Annotated in this window: 16 protein-coding genes, 6 tRNA genes and 1 pseudogene; 8 read left to right on the top strand and 15 right to left on the bottom strand. The window is 43.5% G+C overall.

From position 1 onward, the window contains the following. The first annotated feature begins 9 nt into the window (after window positions 1-9). From Q9R24_RS01980 to Q9R24_RS01965, 4 genes are all read left to right on the top strand, one after another. On the top strand, window positions 10-1,851 hold the full coding sequence (locus Q9R24_RS01980; RefSeq protein ID WP_311203604.1) for an extracellular solute-binding protein: 1,842 nt from the start codon (window positions 10-12) through the stop codon (window positions 1,849-1,851). Window positions 1,852-1,875: 24 nt separating this feature from the next. Continuing rightward, window positions 1,876-2,922, top strand: a complete 1,047-nt coding sequence (gene yejB, locus Q9R24_RS01975; RefSeq protein WP_311203603.1) for a microcin C ABC transporter permease YejB — start codon at window positions 1,876-1,878, stop codon at window positions 2,920-2,922. Then, window positions 2,922-3,932, top strand: coding sequence for an ABC transporter permease (locus Q9R24_RS01970; RefSeq protein WP_253138857.1), 1,011 nt, complete (start codon window positions 2,922-2,924; stop codon window positions 3,930-3,932). Before yejB ends, Q9R24_RS01970 begins: the two co-directional genes overlap by 1 nt. A 129-nt stretch (window positions 3,933-4,061) precedes the next feature. Beyond that, entirely contained in the window at window positions 4,062-5,306 is a 1,245-nt protein-coding gene (locus Q9R24_RS01965; RefSeq protein ID WP_311203602.1) for an NADH:flavin oxidoreductase/NADH oxidase family protein, read from the top strand. A 64-nt stretch (window positions 5,307-5,370) separates the two neighbouring features. Here the strand turns inward: Q9R24_RS01965 and Q9R24_RS01960 are convergent, their stop codons facing one another. The 13 genes and pseudogenes from Q9R24_RS01960 to pyrC form a co-directional block, all read right to left on the bottom strand. Continuing rightward, window positions 5,371-6,792: an iron-containing redox enzyme family protein gene (locus Q9R24_RS01960; RefSeq protein ID WP_311203601.1), complete on the bottom strand. Its 1,422-nt coding sequence runs from the start codon at window positions 6,790-6,792 to the stop codon at window positions 5,371-5,373. A gap of 308 nt (window positions 6,793-7,100) precedes the next feature. Beyond that, a tRNA-Glu gene (locus Q9R24_RS01955) sits at window positions 7,101-7,176 on the bottom strand. A gap of 46 nt (window positions 7,177-7,222) precedes the next feature. After that, window positions 7,223-7,298: transfer RNA gene (locus Q9R24_RS01950), tRNA-Glu, on the bottom strand. A 24-nt stretch (window positions 7,299-7,322) separates the two neighbouring features. Then, a tRNA-Glu gene (locus tag Q9R24_RS01945) sits at window positions 7,323-7,398 on the bottom strand. 131 nt (window positions 7,399-7,529) lie between these two features. Next, window positions 7,530-8,441, bottom strand: a complete 912-nt coding sequence (locus Q9R24_RS01940) for an alpha/beta fold hydrolase (RefSeq protein WP_180180389.1) — start codon at window positions 8,439-8,441, stop codon at window positions 7,530-7,532. A gap of 272 nt (window positions 8,442-8,713) precedes the next feature. Further along, window positions 8,714-9,324, bottom strand: a pseudogene (locus tag Q9R24_RS01935) (alpha/beta hydrolase); the annotation flags it as partial. A gap of 82 nt (window positions 9,325-9,406) precedes the next feature. After that, on the bottom strand, window positions 9,407-10,819 hold the full coding sequence (locus Q9R24_RS01930) for an amino acid permease (RefSeq protein ID WP_311203600.1): 1,413 nt from the start codon (window positions 10,817-10,819) through the stop codon (window positions 9,407-9,409). A 114-nt stretch (window positions 10,820-10,933) separates the two neighbouring features. Next, a tRNA-Glu gene (locus Q9R24_RS01925) sits at window positions 10,934-11,009 on the bottom strand. Window positions 11,010-11,186: 177 nt separating this feature from the next. Further along, window positions 11,187-11,345, bottom strand: a complete 159-nt coding sequence (locus tag Q9R24_RS01920) for a hypothetical protein (protein WP_004646377.1) — start codon at window positions 11,343-11,345, stop codon at window positions 11,187-11,189. 81 nt (window positions 11,346-11,426) lie between these two features. Next, entirely contained in the window at window positions 11,427-13,952 is a 2,526-nt protein-coding gene (locus Q9R24_RS01915) for a TonB-dependent receptor plug domain-containing protein (protein ID WP_311203599.1), read from the bottom strand. 163 nt (window positions 13,953-14,115) lie between these two features. Continuing rightward, window positions 14,116-14,191: transfer RNA gene (locus Q9R24_RS01910), tRNA-Glu, on the bottom strand. Window positions 14,192-14,211: 20 nt separating this feature from the next. Then, window positions 14,212-14,871, bottom strand: a complete 660-nt coding sequence (rnt, locus tag Q9R24_RS01905) for a ribonuclease T (RefSeq protein ID WP_004279557.1) — start codon at window positions 14,869-14,871, stop codon at window positions 14,212-14,214. Then, a complete protein-coding gene (gene pyrC, locus Q9R24_RS01900; protein ID WP_005246868.1) occupies window positions 14,856-15,890 on the bottom strand; it encodes a dihydroorotase in 1,035 nt (344 codons plus the stop codon). The genes rnt and pyrC overlap by 16 nt, the downstream gene beginning before the upstream one ends. Before the next feature lie 152 nt (window positions 15,891-16,042). On the opposite strand from pyrC, the gene Q9R24_RS01895 reads away from it, so the two are divergent. Continuing rightward, complete coding sequence (locus tag Q9R24_RS01895; RefSeq protein ID WP_311203598.1) at window positions 16,043-17,323, top strand: GGDEF domain-containing protein; 1,281 nt, start codon at window positions 16,043-16,045, stop codon at window positions 17,321-17,323. A 66-nt stretch (window positions 17,324-17,389) separates the two neighbouring features. Here the strand turns inward: Q9R24_RS01895 and argG are convergent, their stop codons facing one another. After that, window positions 17,390-18,730 (bottom strand): argininosuccinate synthase, encoded by a 1,341-nt coding sequence (gene argG, locus Q9R24_RS01890; protein ID WP_004279561.1) that lies wholly within the window; start codon window positions 18,728-18,730, stop codon window positions 17,390-17,392. Between the two features lie 247 nt (window positions 18,731-18,977). On the opposite strand from argG, the gene Q9R24_RS01885 reads away from it, so the two are divergent. From Q9R24_RS01885 to Q9R24_RS01875, 3 genes are all read left to right on the top strand, one after another. Continuing rightward, window positions 18,978-19,331 (top strand): hypothetical protein, encoded by a 354-nt coding sequence (locus tag Q9R24_RS01885; protein WP_004646383.1) that lies wholly within the window; start codon window positions 18,978-18,980, stop codon window positions 19,329-19,331. 139 nt (window positions 19,332-19,470) lie between these two features. Beyond that, window positions 19,471-21,507 carry an FAD-dependent oxidoreductase gene (locus Q9R24_RS01880; RefSeq protein ID WP_311203597.1) on the top strand — a complete coding sequence of 679 codons (2,037 nt, stop codon included), beginning with the start codon at window positions 19,471-19,473 and terminating at the stop codon, window positions 21,505-21,507. Window positions 21,508-21,594: 87 nt separating this feature from the next. After that, a tRNA-Ser gene (locus tag Q9R24_RS01875) sits at window positions 21,595-21,684 on the top strand. Window positions 21,685-21,813: 129 nt separating this feature from the next. Here the strand turns inward: Q9R24_RS01875 and Q9R24_RS01870 are convergent. Continuing rightward, window positions 21,814-22,785: a class I SAM-dependent methyltransferase gene (locus Q9R24_RS01870; RefSeq protein ID WP_180085208.1), complete on the bottom strand. Its 972-nt coding sequence runs from the start codon at window positions 22,783-22,785 to the stop codon at window positions 21,814-21,816. Between the last annotated feature and the right edge of the window lie 242 nt (window positions 22,786-23,027).

Raw genomic sequence — 23,027 nt, 5'->3', positions numbered from 1 at the left:
GAATGGATCATGAGATTCGCGCATTTATTTAAAACTTTCAGGTTGATCTGGCTAGCCCCGCTGCTCGTAAGTAGCAGTTGGGCAGCCCTGATCACCACCTCATATATTGCACTACATAGCCAGCCGAAATATGCCCAGGCCAAATCCCTGCCTTATGCCAATCCGCAAGCACCGAAAGGCGGTACGCTGATTCTGGCAGCTGATGGCAGTTTCGATAATTTGAACAGCATGAATGGCAAGGGCAATGTCACTGAGGGGGGCAACTATATTTTTGACAGTTTGCTGTCCAAGTCACTGGATGAGCCCGGTGTGTACTATCCTTTGCTGGCGGAAAAAGTCAGTTTTGACCCCAAGAAAACTGCCTTTATTATTTTTCATTTAAATCCCAAAGCACGGTTTAGCAATGGCCAGCCGGTGACTGCACAAGATGTCAAATACAGTTTTGAGTTGTTTCAGACCCAGTCCAATTTTGGCCTGCAAATGTATCTAGCTGATTTAAACCGGCTGGAAGTCCTGTCACCTTTACAGGTCAAAATGCATTTTAAATCCGGACATAATCCGGAAATGGCGATGATTGTCGCACAGATGCCCATTTATTCTAAACAGGAATGGCAAAAGCGTAATTTTAAAGAATTGACGCTGAAACCGATGCTGGGTTCAGGGCCCTATGTCATTGAACACATAGATGCTGGACGTAGTATTAGCTACAAACGCAACCCCCGATATTGGGGTAAAGACTTGATGGTCAACCGCGGGCGTTATAATTTTGACCGGATCAAGTATCGTTATTATCGTAGCCCTGAAATCAAGTTCGAAGCTTTCAAGTCGGGCCAATTTACCTTGCATGAGGAAAAACAGGTCAACCGTTGGGTGAAAGACTACCAGTTTCCCGCCGTTCGGCAAGGACAGGTGCAGCGTTACCGCTTTCAGCATCACAACCCGATTCCGACCCAGAGTCTGATATTCAATACCCGCCGTCAGCCTTTTGCCGATATCCGTTTCCGCCAAGCCTTGAGTTTTGCCTATGACTTTGAATGGCTGAATAAAGCCATGTTCTATGGTGAATATCAGCGCCTGAACAGCTTTTTTTCCAATAGCGAGCTGGCATCTCATGGACGGCAAAGTGTTCAAGAACTGCATATTTTAAAACCCCATTTAAAGCAGCTTGATCCGGTTCAACGTCAGGCTGTATTGCAGGACTGGAAATATCCTCAGTCAGATGCCTCCGGTTTTAACCGGAACAATCTGTTAAAAGCCCGTCAATTGCTATTAAAGGCAGGCTATCGTTATCAACAGGGGAAGTTGATTAATGCTTCGGGTCAACCGGTACAAATTGAGTTCCTGTTGCATCAGGCGGAGCAACAGCGTGATCTGATGCCATATCTGCGTCATTTAAAACGCTTGGGCATTCAGGCCAGCATTCGTATGGTAGAAACCGCGCAATATTATGAACGGCTGCGGAATTATCAGTTTGATATGATTGTTGATACCATGCCGCAATCCCTGACACCGGGGCAGGAGCAGAAACAGTTCTGGGGCAGTCAGGCCGCAGCGCAGTCAGGTAATTATAATTATGCCGGCATTCGAAATCCGGCCATTGATGGAGTCATTCAGCAGGTGACTCAGGCTCAAAACCGTGAACAGCTGGTGAATAGTACCCGAGCATTAGACCGTTTACTGCGTGCAGGCTATTATCATATTCTGACTTATGGTACGGGTGAATACTGGTATGCTTACTGGAATATGTATCAGCAGCCGCAACGAAAACCTAAACTCTCCGCCGGGATTGATTACTGGTGGGTCGATGCAGAAAAGGCCAGACATGTGGCTGATTATTTCAAGCAGCATTAAGCTCCAAGCCTATCAGGGAGTGCCATGAGCACTTATATTCTCAAACGTCTGTTGCTGATGATTCCAACCTTGCTGATCATTTTGCTGATCAATTTCATGGTGATCCAGCTGGCACCCGGTGGTCCGGTGGAGCAGGCGATTTATCAGGCGCAACAGGTCAATGGTTTGGCGCATACCGGATTGCAGTATCAGGGAAAGCAAGGCCTCACACCGGAGATGCTTGAGCAGATTAATATCCAGTACGGCTTTGACCAGCCGCTGCATATTCGATTTTGGGAAATGCTAACGCGTTATGCGCAGTTTGATCTGGGGCAGAGTTTTTTCAAAGACAAACCTGTGACTGAACTCATCTGGGAAAAATTGCCAGTATCGCTTTCTTTAGGCCTGTGGAGTACCTTGCTGATTTATCTGGTCTCCATTCCTTTAGGGATTAGAAAAGCCCGAAAACATGGCAGTCTGTTTGATCAGACTACCTCTCTAGTGTTGGCAGTAGGCTATGCCATTCCAGCCTTTATTTTTGCCATTTTACTCATCATATTTTTTGCTGGTGGGTCTTATCTGCACTGGTTTCCCTTGCAGGGAATTCGCTCTGAAAATTTTGCTGAACTCTCATTCTTTGCGAAAATTCAGGATTATTTCTGGCATATGGCCTTGCCGCTGTTGGCCATGGTGCTTGGCGGATTTGCCAGTTTGACCTATCTGGTCAAATTTTCTTTTGTGGAAGAGCTGAGCAAACAATATGTCCTGGCTGCGCGGGCCAAAGGTTTAACTGAACATGCAGTGCTGTATCGGCATGTATTCCGGAATGCCATTTTAGTGCTTATCGCAGGTTTGCCCGAAGTTCTGATCGGGGTGTTTTTCGTGGGCAACCTGTTCATCGAGATTATCTTTAATCAGGATGGGTTAGGCGTCTTAGGTTTTGAGGCGATTATCCAGCGTGACTATCCGGTGATTTTTGGTACTTTGTTTATTTTCACCTTGCTCGGTCTGATACTGCGTTTACTCAGCGATTTGCTCTATCAACTGATTGATCCAAGAATTCATTTCAGTTCACGTCGAGGATCACAATAATGTCTTCCTTGATGCAAGTACGCTGGCAACGTTTTAAGCAGCATAAGCTGGGCTTTAGCTGCTTCATTATTTTCAGTGCTATTTTCATCATTTCCTTGGGTGCAGAACTGATTGCTAACGATAAACCCTTGCTGGTGAAATATGATCATGCTTTTTATCTGCCCATCCTGAAATCCTATCCGGAAACCACTTTTGGTGGGGTATTTGAGACAGAAGCAGAATATAAAGATCCTGCCGTACAGCAACTGATTGCAGAAAAAGGCTGGGCGATCTGGCCCATCATTCCGTTTTCCTATCAAACGCCAAATTTTGAACTGGCTGAACCGGTGCCATCGCCCCCGAGTGCGCAAAACTGGCTGGGAACAGATGATCAGGGCCGTGATGTTCTGGCACGGATTCTATATGGTTTAAGGATTTCATTACTGTTTGGTTTTGCTCTGACTTTATTGTCTGCGGTGCTGGGAATTTTAGCAGGGGCAATTCAGGGTTATTATGGTGGATGGATTGACCTGATCGGGCAACGCATACTCGAAGTCTGGAGCGGTTTACCGATGCTGTTTATGGTGATGGTACTGGTCAGTCTGTTTACCCCGAGTATTTACTGGCTATTTCTGATCATGCTGTTATTTGGCTGGACCACACTGGTGAGTATGGTGCGCGCTGAGTTTTTGCGCGCCAGAAATCTGGAATACGTCTGGGCAGCAAGAAGTATTGGGGCCGGGGATGGACGGATCATGTTCAAACATATTCTCCCCAATGTGATAGGTTCTAGCCTGTCACAGTTACCTTTTATGCTAACTGCCAATATTACTGCACTGACAGCGCTGGATTTTTTAGGGTATGGTTTGCCACCCGAGTCGGCATCCCTCGGGGAACTCTTGCTTCAGGCCAAAAACAACTTAAATGCACCGTGGCTGGCATTGTCGGGATTCTTTAGTTTGGCCATTGTACTGAGTTTGCTGATCTATATGGGAGAAGCGGTACGGGATGCTTTTGATCCAAGAAACTAAATCACAAAAATCTTTAACCATGAAAAAATAAGCAGATAAAATTGTGTAAATTTGACAAGACTGATTGTCAATTGTTCTGGCTTACGTTATAAACGAGTACAAAATAAAAGTAACGTATCAGGACAGATCATGACTCAATTGGCCGATTCCATTCAAATTCGCAATACCACTTTCAAAAATCGCATCATCAAAGGTGCCATGAGTGAAGCACTGGCCAATGATGCCGGCCAACCCAATCAGGCGCATTTCAAGTTGTATGAAGCATGGGCCGAAGGTGGCTTGGGTTGTGCTATTACGGGTAATGTCATGGTGGATTATCGTGCCAAGAATGAACCGGGCGTCGTAGTGGTAGAAACAGAACGCGATCTGGCGCAGCTTAAAGTCTGGGCCGACGTAGGCAAACAGCATGGCATGGTACAATTGGTCCAGTTGTCGCATCCGGGCCGCCAGTGTCCTAAAGGTCTGAATAAAGAAACGGTTGCACCTTCGGCAGTATCCTTTAGTCCGGCTTTGGCCATGAGCTTTGGAACCCCACGGGAACTGCGCGAAGATGAAATCCTGGATATTATTCAGCGCTTTGCCACTTCGGCTGCCATCTGTGAAAAAGCAGGATTTGAGGGGGTGCAGTTGCATGGGGCACATGGTTATCTGATTAGCCAGTTTCTGTCACCGCTGACCAATAAGCGTCAGGATCAATGGGGTGGTAGTATTGAGAATCGTACCCGTTTCTTGCTGCAAACCTATCAGGCTGTTCGTGCTGCGACTTCGGAAAATTTTATTATTTCGGTTAAGCTGAATTCAGCTGATTTCCAGCGCGGCGGTATTAGCGAAGAAGATGTCATCTATGTCTTTAAAGCGATGGACGCGGCAGGCATTGATATCATTGAAGTGTCAGGTGGTAGCTATGAAGCACCTGCGATGGCCGGCGTGAAAGCAGACAAGCGCAAGGCCTCGACCATTGCTCGTGAAGCCTATTTCCTCGATTTTGCCGAAAAAATCCGTCAGGAAGTGAAGTGCCATATCATGGTCACTGGTGGATTCCGAACTGTTGAAGGCATGAATGCCGCGCTTGACAGTGGTGCTTGTGATTTTGTCGGGATTGCACGTCCCTTTGCGGTAGAACCTGACTTGGGCAATCGTCTGGTTGCAGGGCATGATGTACGTTATGCGGTTGAGAAAATTAAAACCGGTATTCCAATGGTCGACAAGATGGCGATTATGGAAATCATCTGGTATGCCGCGCAGTTTAAGGAAATTGCCAAAGGCAAGCAGCCTAATCCGAAACTGTCACCACTAAAAGTCTTTTTGCAGTATCTGAAAGGCAATGTCAAAGCGGTGATCAAGGGACAATTAAACTCGCGAAAATCGGCTTAATCTTTATTAAAAAACCGGACACTGCAAATGTCCGGTTTTTTAATTTCTGGCACTTAGGGGTGCTTTAGGAATAATGCATCGCCTGGGTCTGAAAAGGAAATAATAACTGGCTTAACTGACGAGTCGCCCATAAACCAATTTCAGTATGATGCATATGCGGTGCAGTATAAGGAATCAGTAAATCAATTTTCTGTTCCGCACCTTCACAGCGCATGAAGCGACTTTTTAACTGATTCAAGCGCTGCTGGTCCATACGGCTCATTGCAGGTTCAATTTTTGCCTGTGATGGGGTTGCACTACGTGAGGACAGGCGAGTTGCCAAGCCTGCGCCCTGAATCCAGTCTTTAATAATCTGTTTTTCGGTCGCATTAAAGACCCCAAACATTTTACCCTCCGGATGATCTATCATTTTCCAGAAACGGCTTTGCTCCACTGGTGCATCTTTTACGATCCAGCCTTTGTCAATCATGACCTGCAAAAACTCGGCAATCTGGGCAGGATCGGATAACCAGTCATTGATGGTCTTGCCACTAAACTGGCATTTCTGATTATGAATATATTGACCAATCAGCGCTTTATTCTGGAAAACTTTTAAAGCCATCTGCCCAATATCCAGTTCCTTAATGATCTGGGAGGAACTTTTGCCGATGTCATTCAGAACATAGCCTTTTTTAATCAGTTCAAGATAAATTTGTGGATCTTCAGCTTGATTAAAATGCTGGATAAACGCTTGCAGGGATTTCTGCGCATGACCATTGTGAACATTATCAATAGTAATGTGCACATTGAAATAATGCGGATCGATACCCAGTTCAGCCAGTTCATAATTGGTGATTAACAGATGTAGCGGTAACTGTTCATAGCCGAGATTAAAGCCAATGACCAAAGGTAAATATTTGGCTGGGGCATAAGCTAGTGCTAGCTGTACGACAGCCTGTTCGTAGTAACTGTCATCCAAATGCTCGGCGTAACTGTTCAGCTCATAATGACTCAACAGGTCCTGATACATGGTGACATGATTGGCACGCGGATGCCCTAAACCAAGCTCTTCGAGATAGATGTAAATCAAATCTTTTAGCTCGGGCTGATTACAGTTTGGCACGGTCGAATATAACCAGGCACCATCGACCAGTTTGACCGGTGCAACTTTCGCCAGGAATTCGAAAGCATGAGAAACCGTTGGAAAATATTCCCGAGGCTGCTGCTGTTTACGGCGATTGACATAGGCCTGGAAAGTGGCACAGATTTGATGATGTTGTTCTAAAAGATGCTGTTCAACCTGTGGGGGCTGATCTAACCATCCGAGAGTATCAATATTTAAATTTTTAATCAGATCGCTCAAATAAGATTCAGCTTTTTCAGTTTTGGTATATGTCGAAATTTCAGTATCTTGAAAAAAGTCGACCCAATCCTTAAAGCTTTTAATTTGATAATTATGATTTTTATTTGGCGATAAAGGTAAACTTAGCTCTGTGCTGACGAACATAATCTGATCCTTGCAGATTTCTCTTGATTTACCTTAACGTGCCCTCTAAAAGCAGGGTGTTGAATTTTTGTTCTAATTTATTGGTGTATTGCTTTAAATGAAAATGAACGGATATTTCTATGCATAGAAATGTTAAAACAATACAAATTGTAAAATTAAGAATGGGATGGCAGCCCCCAGAAAGAGAGCTAGATTTGAACGAATGATAAAAACAAGGTTTAAAGTTTTCAGAAATAAAATTTGCAAGATAAAAAAAAGCCCGAGTCGCAATGCTCGGGCTTTTTGTTGAGATGTTGCCATCTCGAATATGGCGTCCCTACGGGGATTCGAACCCCGGTTACCGCCGTGAAAGGGCGATGTCCTAGGCCTCTAGACGATAGGGACAGTACAGAAGATAAATTTTAAAACCGCTACTTTTAGCTTGAAGTAATGGCGTCCCTACGGGGATTCGAACCCCGGTTACCGCCGTGAAAGGGCGATGTCCTAGGCCTCTAGACGATAGGGACTTAATAAAATGTACTTCTGAAAATTGGCGTCCCTACGGGGATTCGAACCCCGGTTACCGCCGTGAAAGGGCGATGTCCTAGGCCTCTAGACGATAGGGACGTTTCAGAGGTGGGCGTATAATAGGGTGAAAACAGGGGGGTGTCAAACGCATTTCCATAAAAAAAATGATTTTCTGGGTTGAGTGCATAAATTTAAAACAATCTAGAGAAAATACTGGAAAATTACATGGTTTAAGCTGGATTTTTAAGCAATTCCAGAATTGCTTCTACTACCTGCGGATGGAGTAAATAGCCGGTAATATCATGCGGGCGGTGAATATGGGTACGAATGCCGTGGTTAATAATTGCGGGTTGAAACTGAAATGGCGGTTGTGTAAGAGGAAAGGCGGTAAGAAAATCATCAGTTGAATAAAAATTTATCCAGTCGCCTGTAATTGCTGCAGGTCGTACAATGGGTTGCGGTAAATGTGACTGGATCACCTGAAAGGCTAATGGCGATCCTAAAGTAATAAAACGCTGTACGTTCAGTTCAGGATGCTGAATAAGATAATTATAGGCAATCACACTGCCCAGAGAATGAGCAATCACAATACAAGGTTTGCGACCATTCAATTGCCGGGCAATCCGCTCATGAACTTCCTTCATGAAAGCAGGATTGTCGAGATACAGATAGGTTTCAATCAGAAATTTCTGAAGCAGGCTCCGATGCAGACTGGGAAAATAATTCAGCAATAATACAAAGTCTCGCAGTGCAACATTTTTGCTTAGCGTAGTAATAAATTTGAATTTCTGTTTGAAATCCATCGGCTCATTCAGATGAAGCTGAGGAAGATCTGAAATCACGGGCTTGCGCCAGCCAGGACGTGGAACGGGTGCAGGAAGCTGAGGATGGACAGGTTGACGGAAACGAAAGCTGGGCCATTGCTGGGGCATCAAGGTTCCAGCATTCAGGATGTTGCGAACGTTATAGTGTGAAAGCAAGTCTCCATAAAATGGAATGTGAATGTGACGTCGTAAATAACTGAATCTGGCATCATGACGGTGTTTGCGAATGCCTTTTTGAAGTATATGCAGCCAGCGCTGGCGAATCGATGCAGCACTGTGATGTTGCTGGTTCATTCCATGAATAAAAATAACTTTCATCGATACCTCACGGAGGTCGATCTATATATTCACAGTATAGAGAAAATTGCGGCAAGCCAAGCTGCACTTTTTGTGGCGTTAATGTGTAAATTATCTTTGATAAAACAATCATTAACAGACATCCGTATATTTATAAAAAAGGCAGAAAAAGCAGTAAATTGGTAGGTCTGGATGAAAGATTTTACTGAATAGAAGAAGAATATGAATGGAACGGTAAAAGTTGAATTTAGAGTTTGACGTGAGTCTTATAGCAATTCCAGTAGCGCTTTAATGACGTCTGGATGCTGAATCAAATAATTATAGGCAATCACGCTGCCAAGCGAATGTGCCACCAGAATCTGTGGCCTGCTGCTATAGAGTTGATCATGAATGCGGCGGTGAACTTCCTGCATAAAATCCGGATTGGCCAAATAAAGATAAGTTTCCAGCAAAACTTATGCAAAAAGCTGGCATGTAAGCTGGGAAAATAATTGATGAGTACCGCAAAATCCCGCAAGGCAATATCTTTGCTTAATGCTGTAATGAATTTCAGTTTTTGATTGAAATTCAGGACATCATCAATATTCGACTGCGGGACGTCACAAATTTGATAGGTACACTGGTCTGGTGGCGATGCCGGTTGCAGCTGTGCGGGATGTAAAAAAGGGAAATGCGGCCACTGTTGCGGCATCAGGGTGGTGGCATTCAAGACGTTATGAAAATGATGCCGAGAAAGTAAATCGCCATAAAAAGGGATACGGATATGCCGTTTTAAATAAGTAAACCGGGCTTGCTGTTGTGGGTTTTTCCGAAGGCCTGTTTTGAAGAGATGCAGCCAATGTTGACGTAATGAAGTAGCCGTATACTGTTGCTTGTTCATGCCGTGAATAAACACAATTTTCATCGACGCACCCTTAAGGCTGCCCACTATGGTTATAGTATAGATAAAAAAAGAGCGGCCGGAGCCGCTCTTTTAAAACTGATGATTAAGACTTGTTGTGATAAAAGGCATAATAACTTACATAACACGCTGCAATAAATAACAGACAGCCTACGAAGCTGATACGCATTGATGGATCAAAGACCATACTGATACAGGTAATAAAACAGAACACAAAGCCCAGGATTGGCACAATCGGGAACAATGGTGCAGCAAAGCCCAGTTCTTTGGCCGTATGACCCTGTTTATACCACTGACGACGGAAGTTGAACTGGCTTAAGCAGATACTCATCCAGACCACCACCATGGTAAACGCCGCAACGCCCAGCAAGTTGGTAAAGATCGTCTCTGGCGCAAACTGTTCAGACAATAAACCTGGTAATGCACCCAGCATGGTCACCATGACTGCAATATACGGTACACCGCGAGCATTTAGTCTTGAGAATACGGCAGGCAACTGTTTGCTGTATGACAATGACCACATCATACGTGAAGCAGCAAATAGACCCGAGTTGGCAGCAGACAACAACGCAGTGATAATGACAAAGCGGATGATGTCTTCGGCATATGGAATACCAATGTGCTGGAATACGGTTACGAACGGACTGCTACTCACGCCTTCAGCGGCTAAGCCCGCTTCCTGATGCGGAAGTAAGGCTGTTACCACGATAATGGTACCTACAAAGAAAATTAATAAGCGGAAAATTGCCGTATTAATCGCTTTAGGGACATTTTTCGCAGGATCTTCAGTTTCACCGGCAGCCACACCAATCAGCTCGGTACCAGAGAAGGCAAAGTTCACGATCAGCATCGTAGCAAAAATCGGGAATAGACCTTCAGGGAACCAGCCTTGTGCAGTCAGATTGGTAAATAAAGGTGCAGCTTCATAGCCTTGATAGCCCAGAACACCAAAGATGGCCAATAGACCTAAAAGAATAAAAGCAACAACCGTGACCACTTTTACCAGTGCCAGCCAGAATTCGGATTCGGCAAACCAGCGGGTAGAAATCATATTTAGACTAAATACGAATACACCAAAGATAATGGTCCATAACCACATGGAAATGTCCGGGAACCATTCCTGCATCAGCAAGGCCGCTGCAGTAAATTCAGTTCCGAGAGTGACCGACCATGTCAGCCAGTATAACCAGGTGATGGTATAGCCTGTGCCTGGTCCAATATAACGTTTGGCATAAGCGCCAAATGAACCAGATTCTGGCATATGAACGGCAAGTTCGCCCAAACATAGCATCACCATGTACGCGATAATACCGCCCAGGAGATAAGCGAGAATGGCACCTACAGGCCCCGTTTGTGCAATGACTTCACCCGACCCTAAGAATAGGCCTGTTCCGATTGCGCCACCAAGCGAAATCATGACCAGATGTCGAGTACTCATAGCGCGTTTTAAAGGCGCAGAATTGCCCTGATGCGTAGCATCATTCGGAGATGAGTGCATAGGAAATAAGAAATACTTCAAAGGAATGAAGCGAGCTATTGTAGTGAAAAACTACAAATCTGCAATCGAATAATGGTAATTTCGAATAAGGTCTGATCGTATGAGATCAATAGATGGCGTCCCTACGGGGATTCGAACCCCGGTTACCGCCGTGAAAGGGCGATGTCCTAGGCCTCTAGACGATAGGGACGTTGCGAGGTGATGCGTATATTAAGGACTAAGCCGGGTTTTGTCAAAAGGGTTTTTGCTAAAATTCATTTAACAGTTTAAACATTAGGCAAAACAAAAACTTTATTTTATTAAAATGTTATTTTCTGAACAGATTTCAAGACTATAAAAAATAAATATTTGAAAAGATCACTAAAACTTAGTGATCTGGAGTTTGATATTGCTCAGGCTGAGAGTTTTCAGCTGGGGTTGACACTGTCTCAGTCTCCGCAGTGTTGTCATCATCACGGTTGACGATATAGAGATATAGCGCGGACGGGGCTAAAATCAGTAAAACCAGTAAGATCTTTTTTAACATGATACAAAGGCAAAATATGAAATCGCATTAATTATAGCCTAAGCAAATTAAAAAGAGCAGCAGCATGTACCTATTCAGGCTCTAGAATTTAAAAGTAACATCTGCAATAAATTGGCGGCCGATTTCAGTCATTACACATGGTCTATCATTTGAGGTCGAGCCTGTTGTATAGGTATTCACGCGGTTGGTGACGTTGTTAATGATTAAACCAAAAATTGCCCTTAAATCTTTTGAAATTTCCCAATCATAGGTGGTGCGTATATCCCATGTAAATTTTGGTTTAATTTCAGAGACTAAATAGGTGTCAAGCAGTTCACCTTCATACTCGACTTTGTCATTTTTATCGGAGACAGCAACCATATCATCGTAACTGTCTTTATAGCTAAAGAAGTTTGAAATACGTACAGGCAGTGTATCGAATGCAATATCCCAGTTTACTCGTGCGGTCCATGGTTGGTTAAAGTTTGGGGCAGGGCGGTCTGACCAACGAATAATTTGACCATCATAAGAGACCCATTCATCTTGAGTGGCTTGATCATAGGCTGAAGTGTAATCTACATAACTGCGGAAGACTTCACTGTAGTCAAATCCCAAGGCAAATAAATGTTGGCTATCCCCCAGAGCGATCGGTTGACGATTTCTAAGTGTTAAGGTGTAGATGTCAGCTTTGCCACTTCCCTCATTATTATATTCGTAGAAGAATTTTGATCCATCTAAAGGAGTAACTTTAGTTTTTGATATTTCATCCTGATATTTACGATTGACCCATTTTAGCCCTAGATCCCAATTCTGGATTTGTGTATTCAGGCCTAAAACAGTCTCGTCACTGAAAGGGGGATTGAGCGCTGAACTACGCGCACCGCTGGATAGTGCAGTTTGTGTTTCTACCCAAGTCGCATGTGGGTTTTCACGTGACAGTTTGTAGAGCAAATCATTTTGAATTTCATTCAGTTCTGTACCTAACGTTTGCTGACCATAGTAGCGATTCCACCCAGCGGATAAATGCAATTGATCATTACTAAAGGGTTTGTAAGAGAGACGACTGCGAGGGGAAATATTGATATTACTACTCAAAGAGTCATAATCAGCACGAACACCAAGGCGTGTTGAAATTTGATCATTCCATTGAATATTGTCTTCAATAAATATATTTAGGCGATCTTGCTGGGCTTGAATATCACCAGCTTTGTACAGAGTGCCACCAGCGATATATTGTCCATTCCAACCATTTATTGTTAGTTTCTCATCACAATATGGGTCACTTTGAAGGCAGGTAGTATCTTTGCCAAGTTCTTTTAAATGGGTCTTTGTCGCGAGTAAAACATCCTCGACTCGTTTCCACGCAACATGAGCATGGCTGTAACCTGCACCTAGAGTCATGTTGTGTCGGGATTGACCAACTTTAAATGGGTCTATATTGGCTTGTAGGTCGTAAGAGAGAACGTCTTGGAGTTGTTTGATTTCTCCCATGATGGCGCCTTCTCGAACAACATCGGTATTATTCCAATCTTTACTTCCTTCGGCATAGTACCAATGCATACTGTAGTTATTGTCAGCAATACGTTGTGTCGCTGAGTTTTGGAAATTAAGTTTATGTACGAGAGTACCTAGATTGAATTGGTGTTCGAGTTCAGAGAATAATGTAAGTGTTTCGGTTTCAGTGGTACTTCCCGAATCACGATTGCTGTCCACATAGCTCAAACTGTCCAGCAATCCATAATCCAAACCAAACTTCGCTTTGGTTGAGGCGTTTGGTGTATAAAATAATGTTGCACCAAGATTTGAGATATGTCGTTCTTGATCAATTGTTTTAGGTGTTTCAAAGCCACTTTTGACTGGGATGATAGACTCTCGTTGAGAGGCATAAGCATTAAAGCCCCAATCATTCGAGAGCTTCCCATAAATATTGGTGCTTAGACCTTGTTTGGTATATTCCTTTTGGTATTCATCTGTGGGCTCTTCAAATTTACTTTCTTCTAAAGGTGAAATTGAGTTGTAGCGAGCCCAATCGCTTTCAGTGTAATCGTAATTGATAGAACTGTGAATTTTCCCTATCTCTGTTTGCGGTGCACATGTTTTAGCATTTACAACACCACCTGTGAATTGACCATAAGCGGCAGACACGTTGCTATCTAATACTTCAAGCTCACAAAGTAGGTTAGTGTTCACTGCCATAGCTTGTGCGCCAGTTCCGATATCTTGAAATGTATTTGTGTTTGAATTTGCTGGATTAATAAGTAGGTTGTTGGAAACACCATTCACAATAAAATTGTTTTGGAAGGTTTGTGCGCCATTAATAGAGATTTCGGCAGGTTTAATTTCACCTTGAGAACCTGCTGCAAGTTGTGACTGACTAAATTGAACATTTGGATTTAATTTTAAAAAATCGGTAATGTTCTTTGAGCTATTTGGCGTCCTTTCTAAATCTTCTTTTGAATAAACTGTTTTTCCAACTTCATTTGCTTGCTGAGCTTCGATAATAATCGTGTTGAACTTAACCGTTGCTTCATTGAGGACAGGCTCTTGATAATTTGATTCTTCTGCAAAACTAGATGTTGATAAAGCTGTTAGAACCGCAATAGAAAGTGGGGAATAAGCAAAACGCATGAGAAGGGTTAAATCTGCGAAAGATAATGTAAGTGATTATCATTAACTTGAGGCAAGCAATCTATAGTAATGAGAATTATTTTTATTAATTAATTGATGAAAGTGTAAGGCTTGAGCAATTTAAGATGCTGATCAAAGAAATATAAAGAAGAGAAAAAATAGATGGCGTCCCTACGGGGATTCGAACCCCGGTTACCGCCGTGAAAGGGCGATGTCCTAGGCCTCTAGACGATAGGGACGTTTAGAAGATGGCGGTATCTTATTGATCCGCCACCAGAGTGTCAAGCAGGTGAGGTGCGAGTTTGTTTAAAATATAGCAAAACAGTTCAGCGGTCTTCTGCGTATCATATAATGCAGAATGGGCTTCTTTACCATCAAACTCGATTCCAGCTTGGATACAGGACTTCGCCAGTACAGTCTGACCAAACATCACCGCACTTAAAGTCACTGTATCGAAGACAGAAAAACTATGAAACGGGTTCTGGTTTTTGGTCCCGGTACGGGCAATCGCGGCCTGAAGAAAACCTAAATCGAAATGTGCATTGTGTCCGACTAAAACTGCATGGGTACAATTTTGCTGGCGACGCACTTCATTCACCGATTTAAAAATGCGCTTGAGTGCAGTTTTCTCATCTTCGGCCATGGCGATTCGCATTGGATTAGAAGGATCGATCCCAATAAACTCCAGCGAACGTCGGTCGAGGTTTGCCCCTTCGAAAGGATTGATATGTGCATGGTAAGCTTGACCCGGCACAAATTGACCCTCCTCATTATAAACAATCGGAATGGCCGCAATTTCCAGCAATGCATCAGTCTGCGCATTAAAACCTGCAGTCTCGACATCGACAACTACAGGTAAGAATCCACGAAAACGTTGACCAATGATTGGGAGCGTTTCATTTGTCACACTTTTCTCCATTGAATGGTTTTACCAGCATACAGTGGGATAATCTGTTCACCATCCAGATAGTCTAAACTTTCAGGGATTACTTGATCTTCTTTAACCAGGGTAATTGTGCTGGTATTACGTGGCAGGCCATAGAAGTCTGCACCAAAATGGCTGGCAAAACCTTCCAGGCGTTCAATTTTACCCACCTGATCAAATGCCTGAGCATACAGCTCAATGGCAGTCGGCGCACTATAACATCCTGCACAGCCACACGCATTTTCTTTTGCATTTTTTGAATGCGGCGCGCTATCTGTTCCCAAGAAGAATTTAGGATTACCGCTGGTTGCGACTTCCAGCAAAGTTTGCTGATGCGTTTGACGTTTTAAAATCGGCAAGCAGTAGAAATGCGGCTTGATCCCACCAACCAGCATGTCATTCCGGTTAAACAATAAATGTTGCGGCGTAATGGTTGCAGCGACATTACGGTCTTGCTCAAGTACAAAGTTTGCTGCTTCGCTGGTGGTGATGTGTTCGAGCACCAGTTTCAGCTTGGGAAATTGTCTGAGTAAGGGAGCCAGCACTTCATCCAGGAAACGCTTTTCACGGTCAAAAATATCGACATGATTATGCGTCACTTCACCATGTAGCAATAAAGGCACTTGGTGTTCTTCAAGCTGTTCAATTACGCCGTAGACTTTGCTCATATCGCTCACACCACTATCGGAGTTGGTGGTCGCACCCGCAGGATAGAGCTTGATGGCATTGACATGCGCAGATTCTTTGATCTTTTTAACTTCGCTTGCCGGGGTGTTGTCAGTGAAATACAGCACCATACGCGGGTCGAAATTTACCCCTTCAGGCACATGTGCCATGATACGTTCACGGTAGGCATTGGCTTCTTCGACAGTTTTAACGGGTGGCACCAGATTTGGCATGCAAATGGCGCGAGAAAACTGCTTGGCTAAATCGGGAACGGTACGTTGAAGTGCTAAACCATCACGCAGGTGAACGTGCCAATCATCTGGCTGGAGAATCGTAATCGTATTCAAGGCAAATTCAGTCGAACAAATAAAACAAATGATAATCCATCTATAGTAAAAATGGTAACGAGAAAGCGCTACAAAATAAGGGATATGTATAAATTAATTTTAAAAAGTATGTTATTTTAAAATTAATAAAAAAATTACATAAATACTTGGCAATGGAATACAAGTACAATCTAGCGAAATTGCAAGATGATAAAGAAGACATAGAACAACTGATTACACGGCAAAGCCAGCGTGTAGGCCCGGTCTTCCCTCAAAATCTGGAACAAGAATTCTGGACCAAAAATCTGGAACGCGCCCGCAAACATGTCGAAAAATATGTGTGGGCTGGAGTACTAGCCTATTTCCTTTTTTTGGTGGTGATGATTCCCACAGATTACTGGAGCATCAGCAAAGAATATTTCGTACATGATTTTGTCCTGTGTATGTTGGGCTTGCTCAATGGCGGCGTGTCGCTAATTATCTTTTATATGTTCTCGTGCTTACCCAAGATCAAGCGCTTTTTTCCTCAGGCTTCGATGCTGTTGGTATTCTGGGTACAGGTGTCAATTTCATGTATCACCATGTCGATTAAAACTGATGCCTTGCAGCATCAATCCATGGCGATAGTCACGATCGTATATATCCTGGGTTATGTTCTGACCGGTATTAAGCCGATTCAGATGCTGGTCACCGGACTGCTCGCCGCCGCAACCACCATTATTGTATTGTTCGGTCTGTCAGTTGAATTTAATCCTATGGTTTTTGGCCGGATTTTAATTGGAAGTTGCTTGCTGGGTTATGTGATTAGCCATATGATTTTTGCCCGTGAGCGTGTGATATTTCTCTATAGCATTCGCGCCAGAATCAGTGAGCAGATCCAGCGTATCCATACCAACGAATTATTACATTTGAGTCAGTACGATGAGCTGACCAAGATTTCCAATCGACGGACTTTTGATGAGACGCTGCAAGTCCATTTCGAACGTGCACATCGTGAAGAAACGGCATTGGCAATTCTGTTTATCGATGTAGATTTCTTTAAAAATTACAACGATTTTTATGGGCATCAGAAAGGTGATGATGTCATTTCGACTATTGCCAAAACCATCAAGAATGCGATCCGACATATGGACTTTGTCGCGCGTTATGGCGGGGAGGAGTTTGTGGTGCTCTTGCCAGAAACGGATGCACATGGTGCTTATGCGGTGGCTTCAAATATTTTTAAGGCGATTGATCGTCTGGAAATTCCACATGAAAAATCCTTGGTTGCGAAACATATCACCATCAGTTTAGGCATTACCGTTTATCGTGGTGAAGATGATATTGATAAAGACGCCTTATTGGGGATTGCGGATCAGGCGCTCTATCGTGCTAAGCAGCTGGGACGAAATCAGATTTATTATCAATCACTGCGTTCCGTCAATTCAGATACTGCCAAAGGTTCAGTGCTTTGAAGATCAATAAGAATTAGCAATAAAAAACCGCTCATCAAGAGCGGTTTTTTTGACTGAAAACCAAACTTAGTTTTTGTCTTTCAATTGTGGCACGGCAGACGCTGAACCAACTGCAAGCAAACCTGTCTCTGTGTAGATACCCAGTTTTGCACGAGTATCCGTGATATCCAGGTTACGCATGGTCAACTGTCCGATACGATCCATCGGCGAGAACATAGAATCACCTTTCTCCATAGTCAAACGCTCAGCTTCATAAGTGAGGTTCGGAGATTCAGTATTCATAATGGTGTAGTCATTACCACGACGCAATTCGATCGTTACAGTACCGGTAACTGCTTTAGCAACCCAACGCTGTGCAGTTTCACGCAGCATAAGCGCTTGAGAATCGAACCAGCGACCTTGGTAAAGCAAACGACCTAAACGTAGACCGTTAATACGGTATTGTTCAATCGTATCTTCGTTATGAATACCCGTTACCAGACGCTCATAAGCGATGTGAAGCAGCGCCATACCCGGAGCTTCATAGATACCGCGAGATTTCGCTTCGATGATACGGTTTTCGATTTGATCCGACATACCTAGACCGTGACGGCCACCGATGCGGTTCGCTTCAAGAATAAATTCAACTGGATCTTCAATGCGTTGACCGTTGATAGCAACCGGGAAGCCTTCTTCAAAAGTAATCGATACTTCTTCAGCTTTTACTTCTACGTCATCTTTCCAGAACGCAACGCCCATGATTGGCTCAACGATTTTGATGCCTGCATTCAGGTATTCAAGATCTTTAGCTTCATGCGTCGCACCCAGCATGTTTGAGTCAGTTGAATAAGCTTTTTCTTTTGACATTTTATAGTCAAAACCATTGTCGATCAGGAACTGTGACATTTCTGCACGTCCGCCCAGCTCGTCAATGAAAGTTTGGTCTAACCAAGGCTTGTAGATTTTAAGCGCAGGATTGGTCAATAAACCATAACGGTAGAAACGTTCAATGTCGTTGCCTTTATAAGTCGAACCGTCACCCCAGATGTTAACATCATCTTCTTTCATGGCAGTTACCAGCATGGTGCCAGTTACTGCACGACCCAATGGCGTCGTGTTGAAATAAGGCATACCACCTGTAGAAATATGGAACGCGCCACATTGAATTGCAGCAATACCTTCTAATGCAAGCTGTAAACGGCAGTCGATTAAACGTGCTTTTACTGCGCCATAAGCTTCAGCTTTTTTTGGAATCGCATCGTAATCGTCTTCGTCTGGCTGACCCAAGTTAGCTGTGTAAGCATAAGGTTCAGCGCCTTTTTGTTTCATCCACAAAAGAGCAGCAGAAGTATCTAGACCACCAGAGAAGGCAATACCAACTTTTTTACCTACTGGGACATTCTGCAAGATAGTTGCATTATCAGACATTGTTCATCCTAATGATATGAAATAGGCACGCCAGAATTGGTGGCCTGAAAAAATACATATTGCATCAATTGTATCATTAATTTATTTAGGTTTGCTTTAGAAAAGAAAAACTCGTTTTAAAATCTCTATTCAATAGGCTTAAATAATCATAAATCGCACGATTTTAACCAGAATCCTGCTGAAAAAGTAAAAAATTGGTTATATTCAGCCGAATAATTTAAAAACCAGATAAAACAGGAATAAAAGCATGGCGACTCATATCCCACCTTTACCTAATTTAAATCCTAAAACCAAGAATGAAACACTGGCACTGTTGCATGGGATTTATGCCGGCCTGATTGGTTTTAGTACAGTGCTGTTTTTATATCTTGAATATCAGCAATCCAGTATTTCCATGCTGAGTTTAGGTGTGGTGCTGCTGCTTTTAGGCTTGTTGATGTTTTTTAATATCCAGGCCAGTATAAAGGTGAAGCAGGGCAATGGTTCAGGACGTACTTTATCCAGAATAATGGCTATTCTGATGTTGCTGAGTTTTCCAATTGGTACAGTATTGGGCGTGATTGCATTATGGAAATCCAGCGCACGACAATGGCAGAACTAATTCGTCATGTATAGAAAGAACTGTTTCGAAGATTGATATTTGTGCCTGAAAATGCTGAACTCCGGGTCATAAAAAGCCGCTGAAAATCAGTTAAAGTAAGGGAATGACTTGCTCAGCCAAATATAATCAGGGATTTGTTATGACCACGACGCGCTATGCCAACATTTTAAAACCACTGCATTTAGGTTTTACCACCATTAAAAACCGGGTGGTAATGGGGTCGATGCATACTGGTCTGGAAGACCGCTTCTATAATTATCCTAAACTTGCAGCGTATTTTGGCGAACGTGCCAAGGGTGGCGTAGGTCTGCTGATTACGGGTGGAATATCGCCAAACCGTCAAGGCTGGTTGTTGCCGGCGGGCGGCACCATGAATATCTTGGGCGATATTGCGCCACATCGTCTGGTGACGCATGCAGTGCATAAACATGGCGCCAAAATTCTTTTGCAAATTCTGCATGCCGGACGTTATGGCTATCAGCCTTTTGTGGTGTCGGCAAGTCCAATCAAATCGCCAATTTCTCCTTTTAAACCACGTGAAATGTCAGATAAACAGATCCTGAATACCATTCATGACTATGTCAACACGGCCAGTATTGCCAAAAAGGCTGGCTATGATGGCGTAGAAATTATGGGTTCGGAAGGCTATTTGCTGAATCAGTTTTTAAGTCGTCATGTCAACCAGCGTAGCGACCGTTGGGGTGGCCCGATTGAAAACCGGATGCGTTTTGCCGTAGAAATTGTCAAAGCCATTCGCGAGGAAATTGGCGAAAAATTTATCATCTGTTTCCGTTTGTCGCTTCTCGATTTGGTACATGATGGCAATACCATGCAGGAAGTGATTACCGTAGCTAAAGCTTTGGAAAAGGCGGGGATTACTTTGCTTAATACCGGGATTGGCTGGCATGAAGCACGTATCCCCACTATTGTGACTTCTGTACCGCGTGCCGCTTTTGTCGATTATACCGCTGAAGTCAAAAAACATGTGTCGGTGCCGGTAATTGCGTCCAACCGGATCAATATGCCAGAGACTGCCGAAGCAATTCTGGCATCAGGGCAGGCAGATATGGTGCAAATGGCACGTCCACTTTTGGCCGATGCGTTCTGGGTCAATAAAACTGCAACCAATCGTGTGGATGAAATCAATACCTGTATTGCCTGTAATCAGGCTTGTCTGGATCATACCTTTAAAAACCAGCGCGCAACCTGTCTGGTCAATCCGCGTGCCGCTTATGAAACCGAACTGGTCTATGTCAAAACCAAAAAACCAAAAAGTATTGCAGTGATCGGTGGGGGTGTCGCAGGTTTGTCGGCTGCTACTGTCGCAGCCAGTCGCGGGCATGATGTGACGCTGTTTGAGGCCAGTCATGAAGTAGGCGGACAGTTCAACCTGGCTAAAGTCATTCCGGGGAAAGAGGAATTTCACGAAACGATTCGTTATTTTAAAGTGCAGCTAGAAAAAACTGGAGTTGATCTGCGTCTCAATACCCGAGTCAACCGCGAGCAGTTGGAGCGTGAGGGTTTTGATGAGGTGATTGTGGCTACAGGGGTTGTGCCGCGTGCCTTGAATATCGAAGGCAGTCAGGCACCACAAGTATTATCTTATGCAGAAGTGCTACGTGGCGCACCTGTCGGTGATCGTGTTGCGGTCATTGGCGCAGGCGGGATCGGTTTTGATGTGTCCGAGTTTTTATTAAAGCCACCGCATCAAATACAGCCGCAACCTGTGGATGAGTGGAAGCGTGAATGGGGTGTAGATTCTCATCCAGATTATGTGACTGAAGGCGGGTTACAGCGTGCTGAAGTAGAACCTCCAGTACGGGAAATTTATCTATTACAACGTAAAAAGACACCGCTTGGCGCAGGACTAGGCAAGACTTCAGGCTGGGTACATCGTGCCCAGTTAAAAAAACATGCCGTGCGGATGTTGCGCGGTGTGCAATATAAATCTGTCACGGATGAAGGCTTATGGATTGAGGTAGATGGCCATGCTCAATTATTGCGTGTGGATACCATTGTGGTATGTGCAGGTCAGGAATCGGTAAAAGACCTGATGCCGAGTGCTGGGGAAAATACCTTGGCGCAGTATCATATTATTGGCGGTGCAAAACTGGCTGCCGAGCTGGATGCCAAGCGTGCCATTCGTGAAGGAGCCGAATTGGCCGCCAAATTGTAGGGATTTGATGAAACTATATGCAGTTAATCAGATTCACTGTAACTTTCACTTGTCAGTTGCATAAAAGCGCCGTATTATTGCGCCCATGGAAGCGTGGCAGAGCGGTTTAATGCACCGGTCTTGAAAACCGACGAGGGTGTGAGTCCTCCGTGAGTTCGAATCTCACCGCTTCCGCCAAATTTTAAAAACCCCAATCGAAAGATTGGGGTTTTTTATTGCTGATGAATTTTACAGAATGATTTAAAAAAAACGGATCTTGAAGAGGTTCGATATTTAAAAAGTCGATAATTTATAAACAGATATTCTTTAATCGCATACTTCAATCTTAATCAGAGCCAGAGCAATTCTTTCCACATGCTGATAAGCAGGTTGCTCTAATTCTTCACCAAAAATATCCGGATCAATTTCCTCATAAGACCAGTGAATATTTTGATGCTGCTGCATCAGGTCTTGCAGATACTGTAAAAATCGATTGCCATTTCGTGTGATGGTGGCGCCGGTATATAAAAATAAACGGCCGCCTGAATTTAGCCTTTGCAGGCCTTGTTTTATAATTTTAAAAGATAATTCATTGCCATCGAGCTCATTACCTCCGTGACGATATTGCCGTTGCTCAGGATCAATTAAATACGGTGGATTAGCAAAAATCAGGTCAAACTGACCTTCAAGATTGGAAAATAAATTGCTTTGCACCGGAGAGATTGAAGTAAAACCCGAAAAATCAATATTGAGCTGACTATAGAGCAAGGCTTTGGGGTTTAGATCTGCTACAAAGATTTCCTCATGATCTGGAAAGTATTTGGCGATACTGATGGCAGCAGCAGAGGTGCCACAGCATATTTCAGCAGCCCGTTTGAAAGGGCGAGGTTCGGTGGCTAGATATTGCTTGAGATGATAGACAAAGCGATAAGTATCGGGACCAAAAAAAACAGCATCTTGTTGTGTGGTTGGAAAGGAAGAGTGAATAAAGAGTTCACCTTCCAGTGAGGCGACCCTGACCAGACTGGTGTATTGCTCATCCTGAACCTGTAGAAGTTGCTGTTTTGCCAGCAAGGAAAAAAGAACCGGATCAAGATCGGTTTTGCTAAATTCCAGATTCCAGCCAAATATATCCTGCAGGGTTATTTCCTGATTTTTCTCGTTTCTTTTACGATCCAAAATCCGTTGATGCGACAACGGAGTAATAGCTGTGAACTGATAGTTTTGTTGTTTTAAAAACGCTAGTAAAAAATGCAGAGCATGTTGCTGGTGATTCTGAATTTCTAAAATCTGGTTCATAAGCGTTGCTCTTTGGTTTACGTAAAATCAATACAAAGCTGGATAGACGTTGAATCCCATATAAGACCATGACCAGATCAGCCATTCGCGATGCGTTCATTCAATAGAAATGAATCAGCTTCATCTTCGCCTGAAATGCCAGAATTTTAAGTAAAAAACTGATGTGAATTGGTGTGATTTTTATAGCTGTTTTTAAAAAATTATCTTCTGATAAAGCTTCTGTCTACTTTTATTCTCGATTC

Origin of the sequence: Acinetobacter sp. RRD8 (assembly GCF_031844225.1) — a bacterium.
Lineage (GTDB): Bacteria > Pseudomonadota > Gammaproteobacteria > Pseudomonadales > Moraxellaceae > Acinetobacter.
This window is presented reverse-complemented; position numbering and strand designations above follow the sequence as displayed.

Bases quoted from the DNA above. Each gene is read 5' to 3' on its own strand.
- Q9R24_RS01895 (WP_311203598.1), top strand. From the start codon at position 16,043: ATGGAATACAAGTACAATCTAGCGAAATTGCAAGATGATAAAGAAGAC.
- Q9R24_RS01940 (WP_180180389.1), bottom strand. From the start codon at position 8,441: ATGAAAGTTATTTTTATTCATGGAATGAACCAGCAACATCACAGTGCT.
- Q9R24_RS01915 (WP_311203599.1), bottom strand. From the start codon at position 13,952: ATGCGTTTTGCTTATTCCCCACTTTCTATTGCGGTTCTAACAGCTTTA.
- Q9R24_RS01960 (WP_311203601.1), bottom strand. From the start codon at position 6,792: ATGTTCGTCAGCACAGAGCTAAGTTTACCTTTATCGCCAAATAAAAAT.
- Q9R24_RS01920 (WP_004646377.1), bottom strand. From the start codon at position 11,345: ATGTTAAAAAAGATCTTACTGGTTTTACTGATTTTAGCCCCGTCCGCG.
- yejB (WP_311203603.1), top strand. From the start codon at position 1,876: ATGAGCACTTATATTCTCAAACGTCTGTTGCTGATGATTCCAACCTTG.
- Q9R24_RS01970 (WP_253138857.1), top strand. From the start codon at position 2,922: ATGTCTTCCTTGATGCAAGTACGCTGGCAACGTTTTAAGCAGCATAAG.
- Q9R24_RS01980 (WP_311203604.1), top strand. From the start codon at position 10: ATGAGATTCGCGCATTTATTTAAAACTTTCAGGTTGATCTGGCTAGCC.
- Q9R24_RS01930 (WP_311203600.1), bottom strand. From the start codon at position 10,819: ATGCACTCATCTCCGAATGATGCTACGCATCAGGGCAATTCTGCGCCT.
- argG (WP_004279561.1), bottom strand. From the start codon at position 18,730: ATGTCTGATAATGCAACTATCTTGCAGAATGTCCCAGTAGGTAAAAAA.
- Q9R24_RS01965 (WP_311203602.1), top strand. From the start codon at position 4,062: ATGACTCAATTGGCCGATTCCATTCAAATTCGCAATACCACTTTCAAA.
- rnt (WP_004279557.1), bottom strand. From the start codon at position 14,871: ATGGAGAAAAGTGTGACAAATGAAACGCTCCCAATCATTGGTCAACGT.
- Q9R24_RS01885 (WP_004646383.1), top strand. From the start codon at position 18,978: ATGGCGACTCATATCCCACCTTTACCTAATTTAAATCCTAAAACCAAG.
- Q9R24_RS01870 (WP_180085208.1), bottom strand. From the start codon at position 22,785: ATGAACCAGATTTTAGAAATTCAGAATCACCAGCAACATGCTCTGCAT.
- Q9R24_RS01880 (WP_311203597.1), top strand. From the start codon at position 19,471: ATGACCACGACGCGCTATGCCAACATTTTAAAACCACTGCATTTAGGT.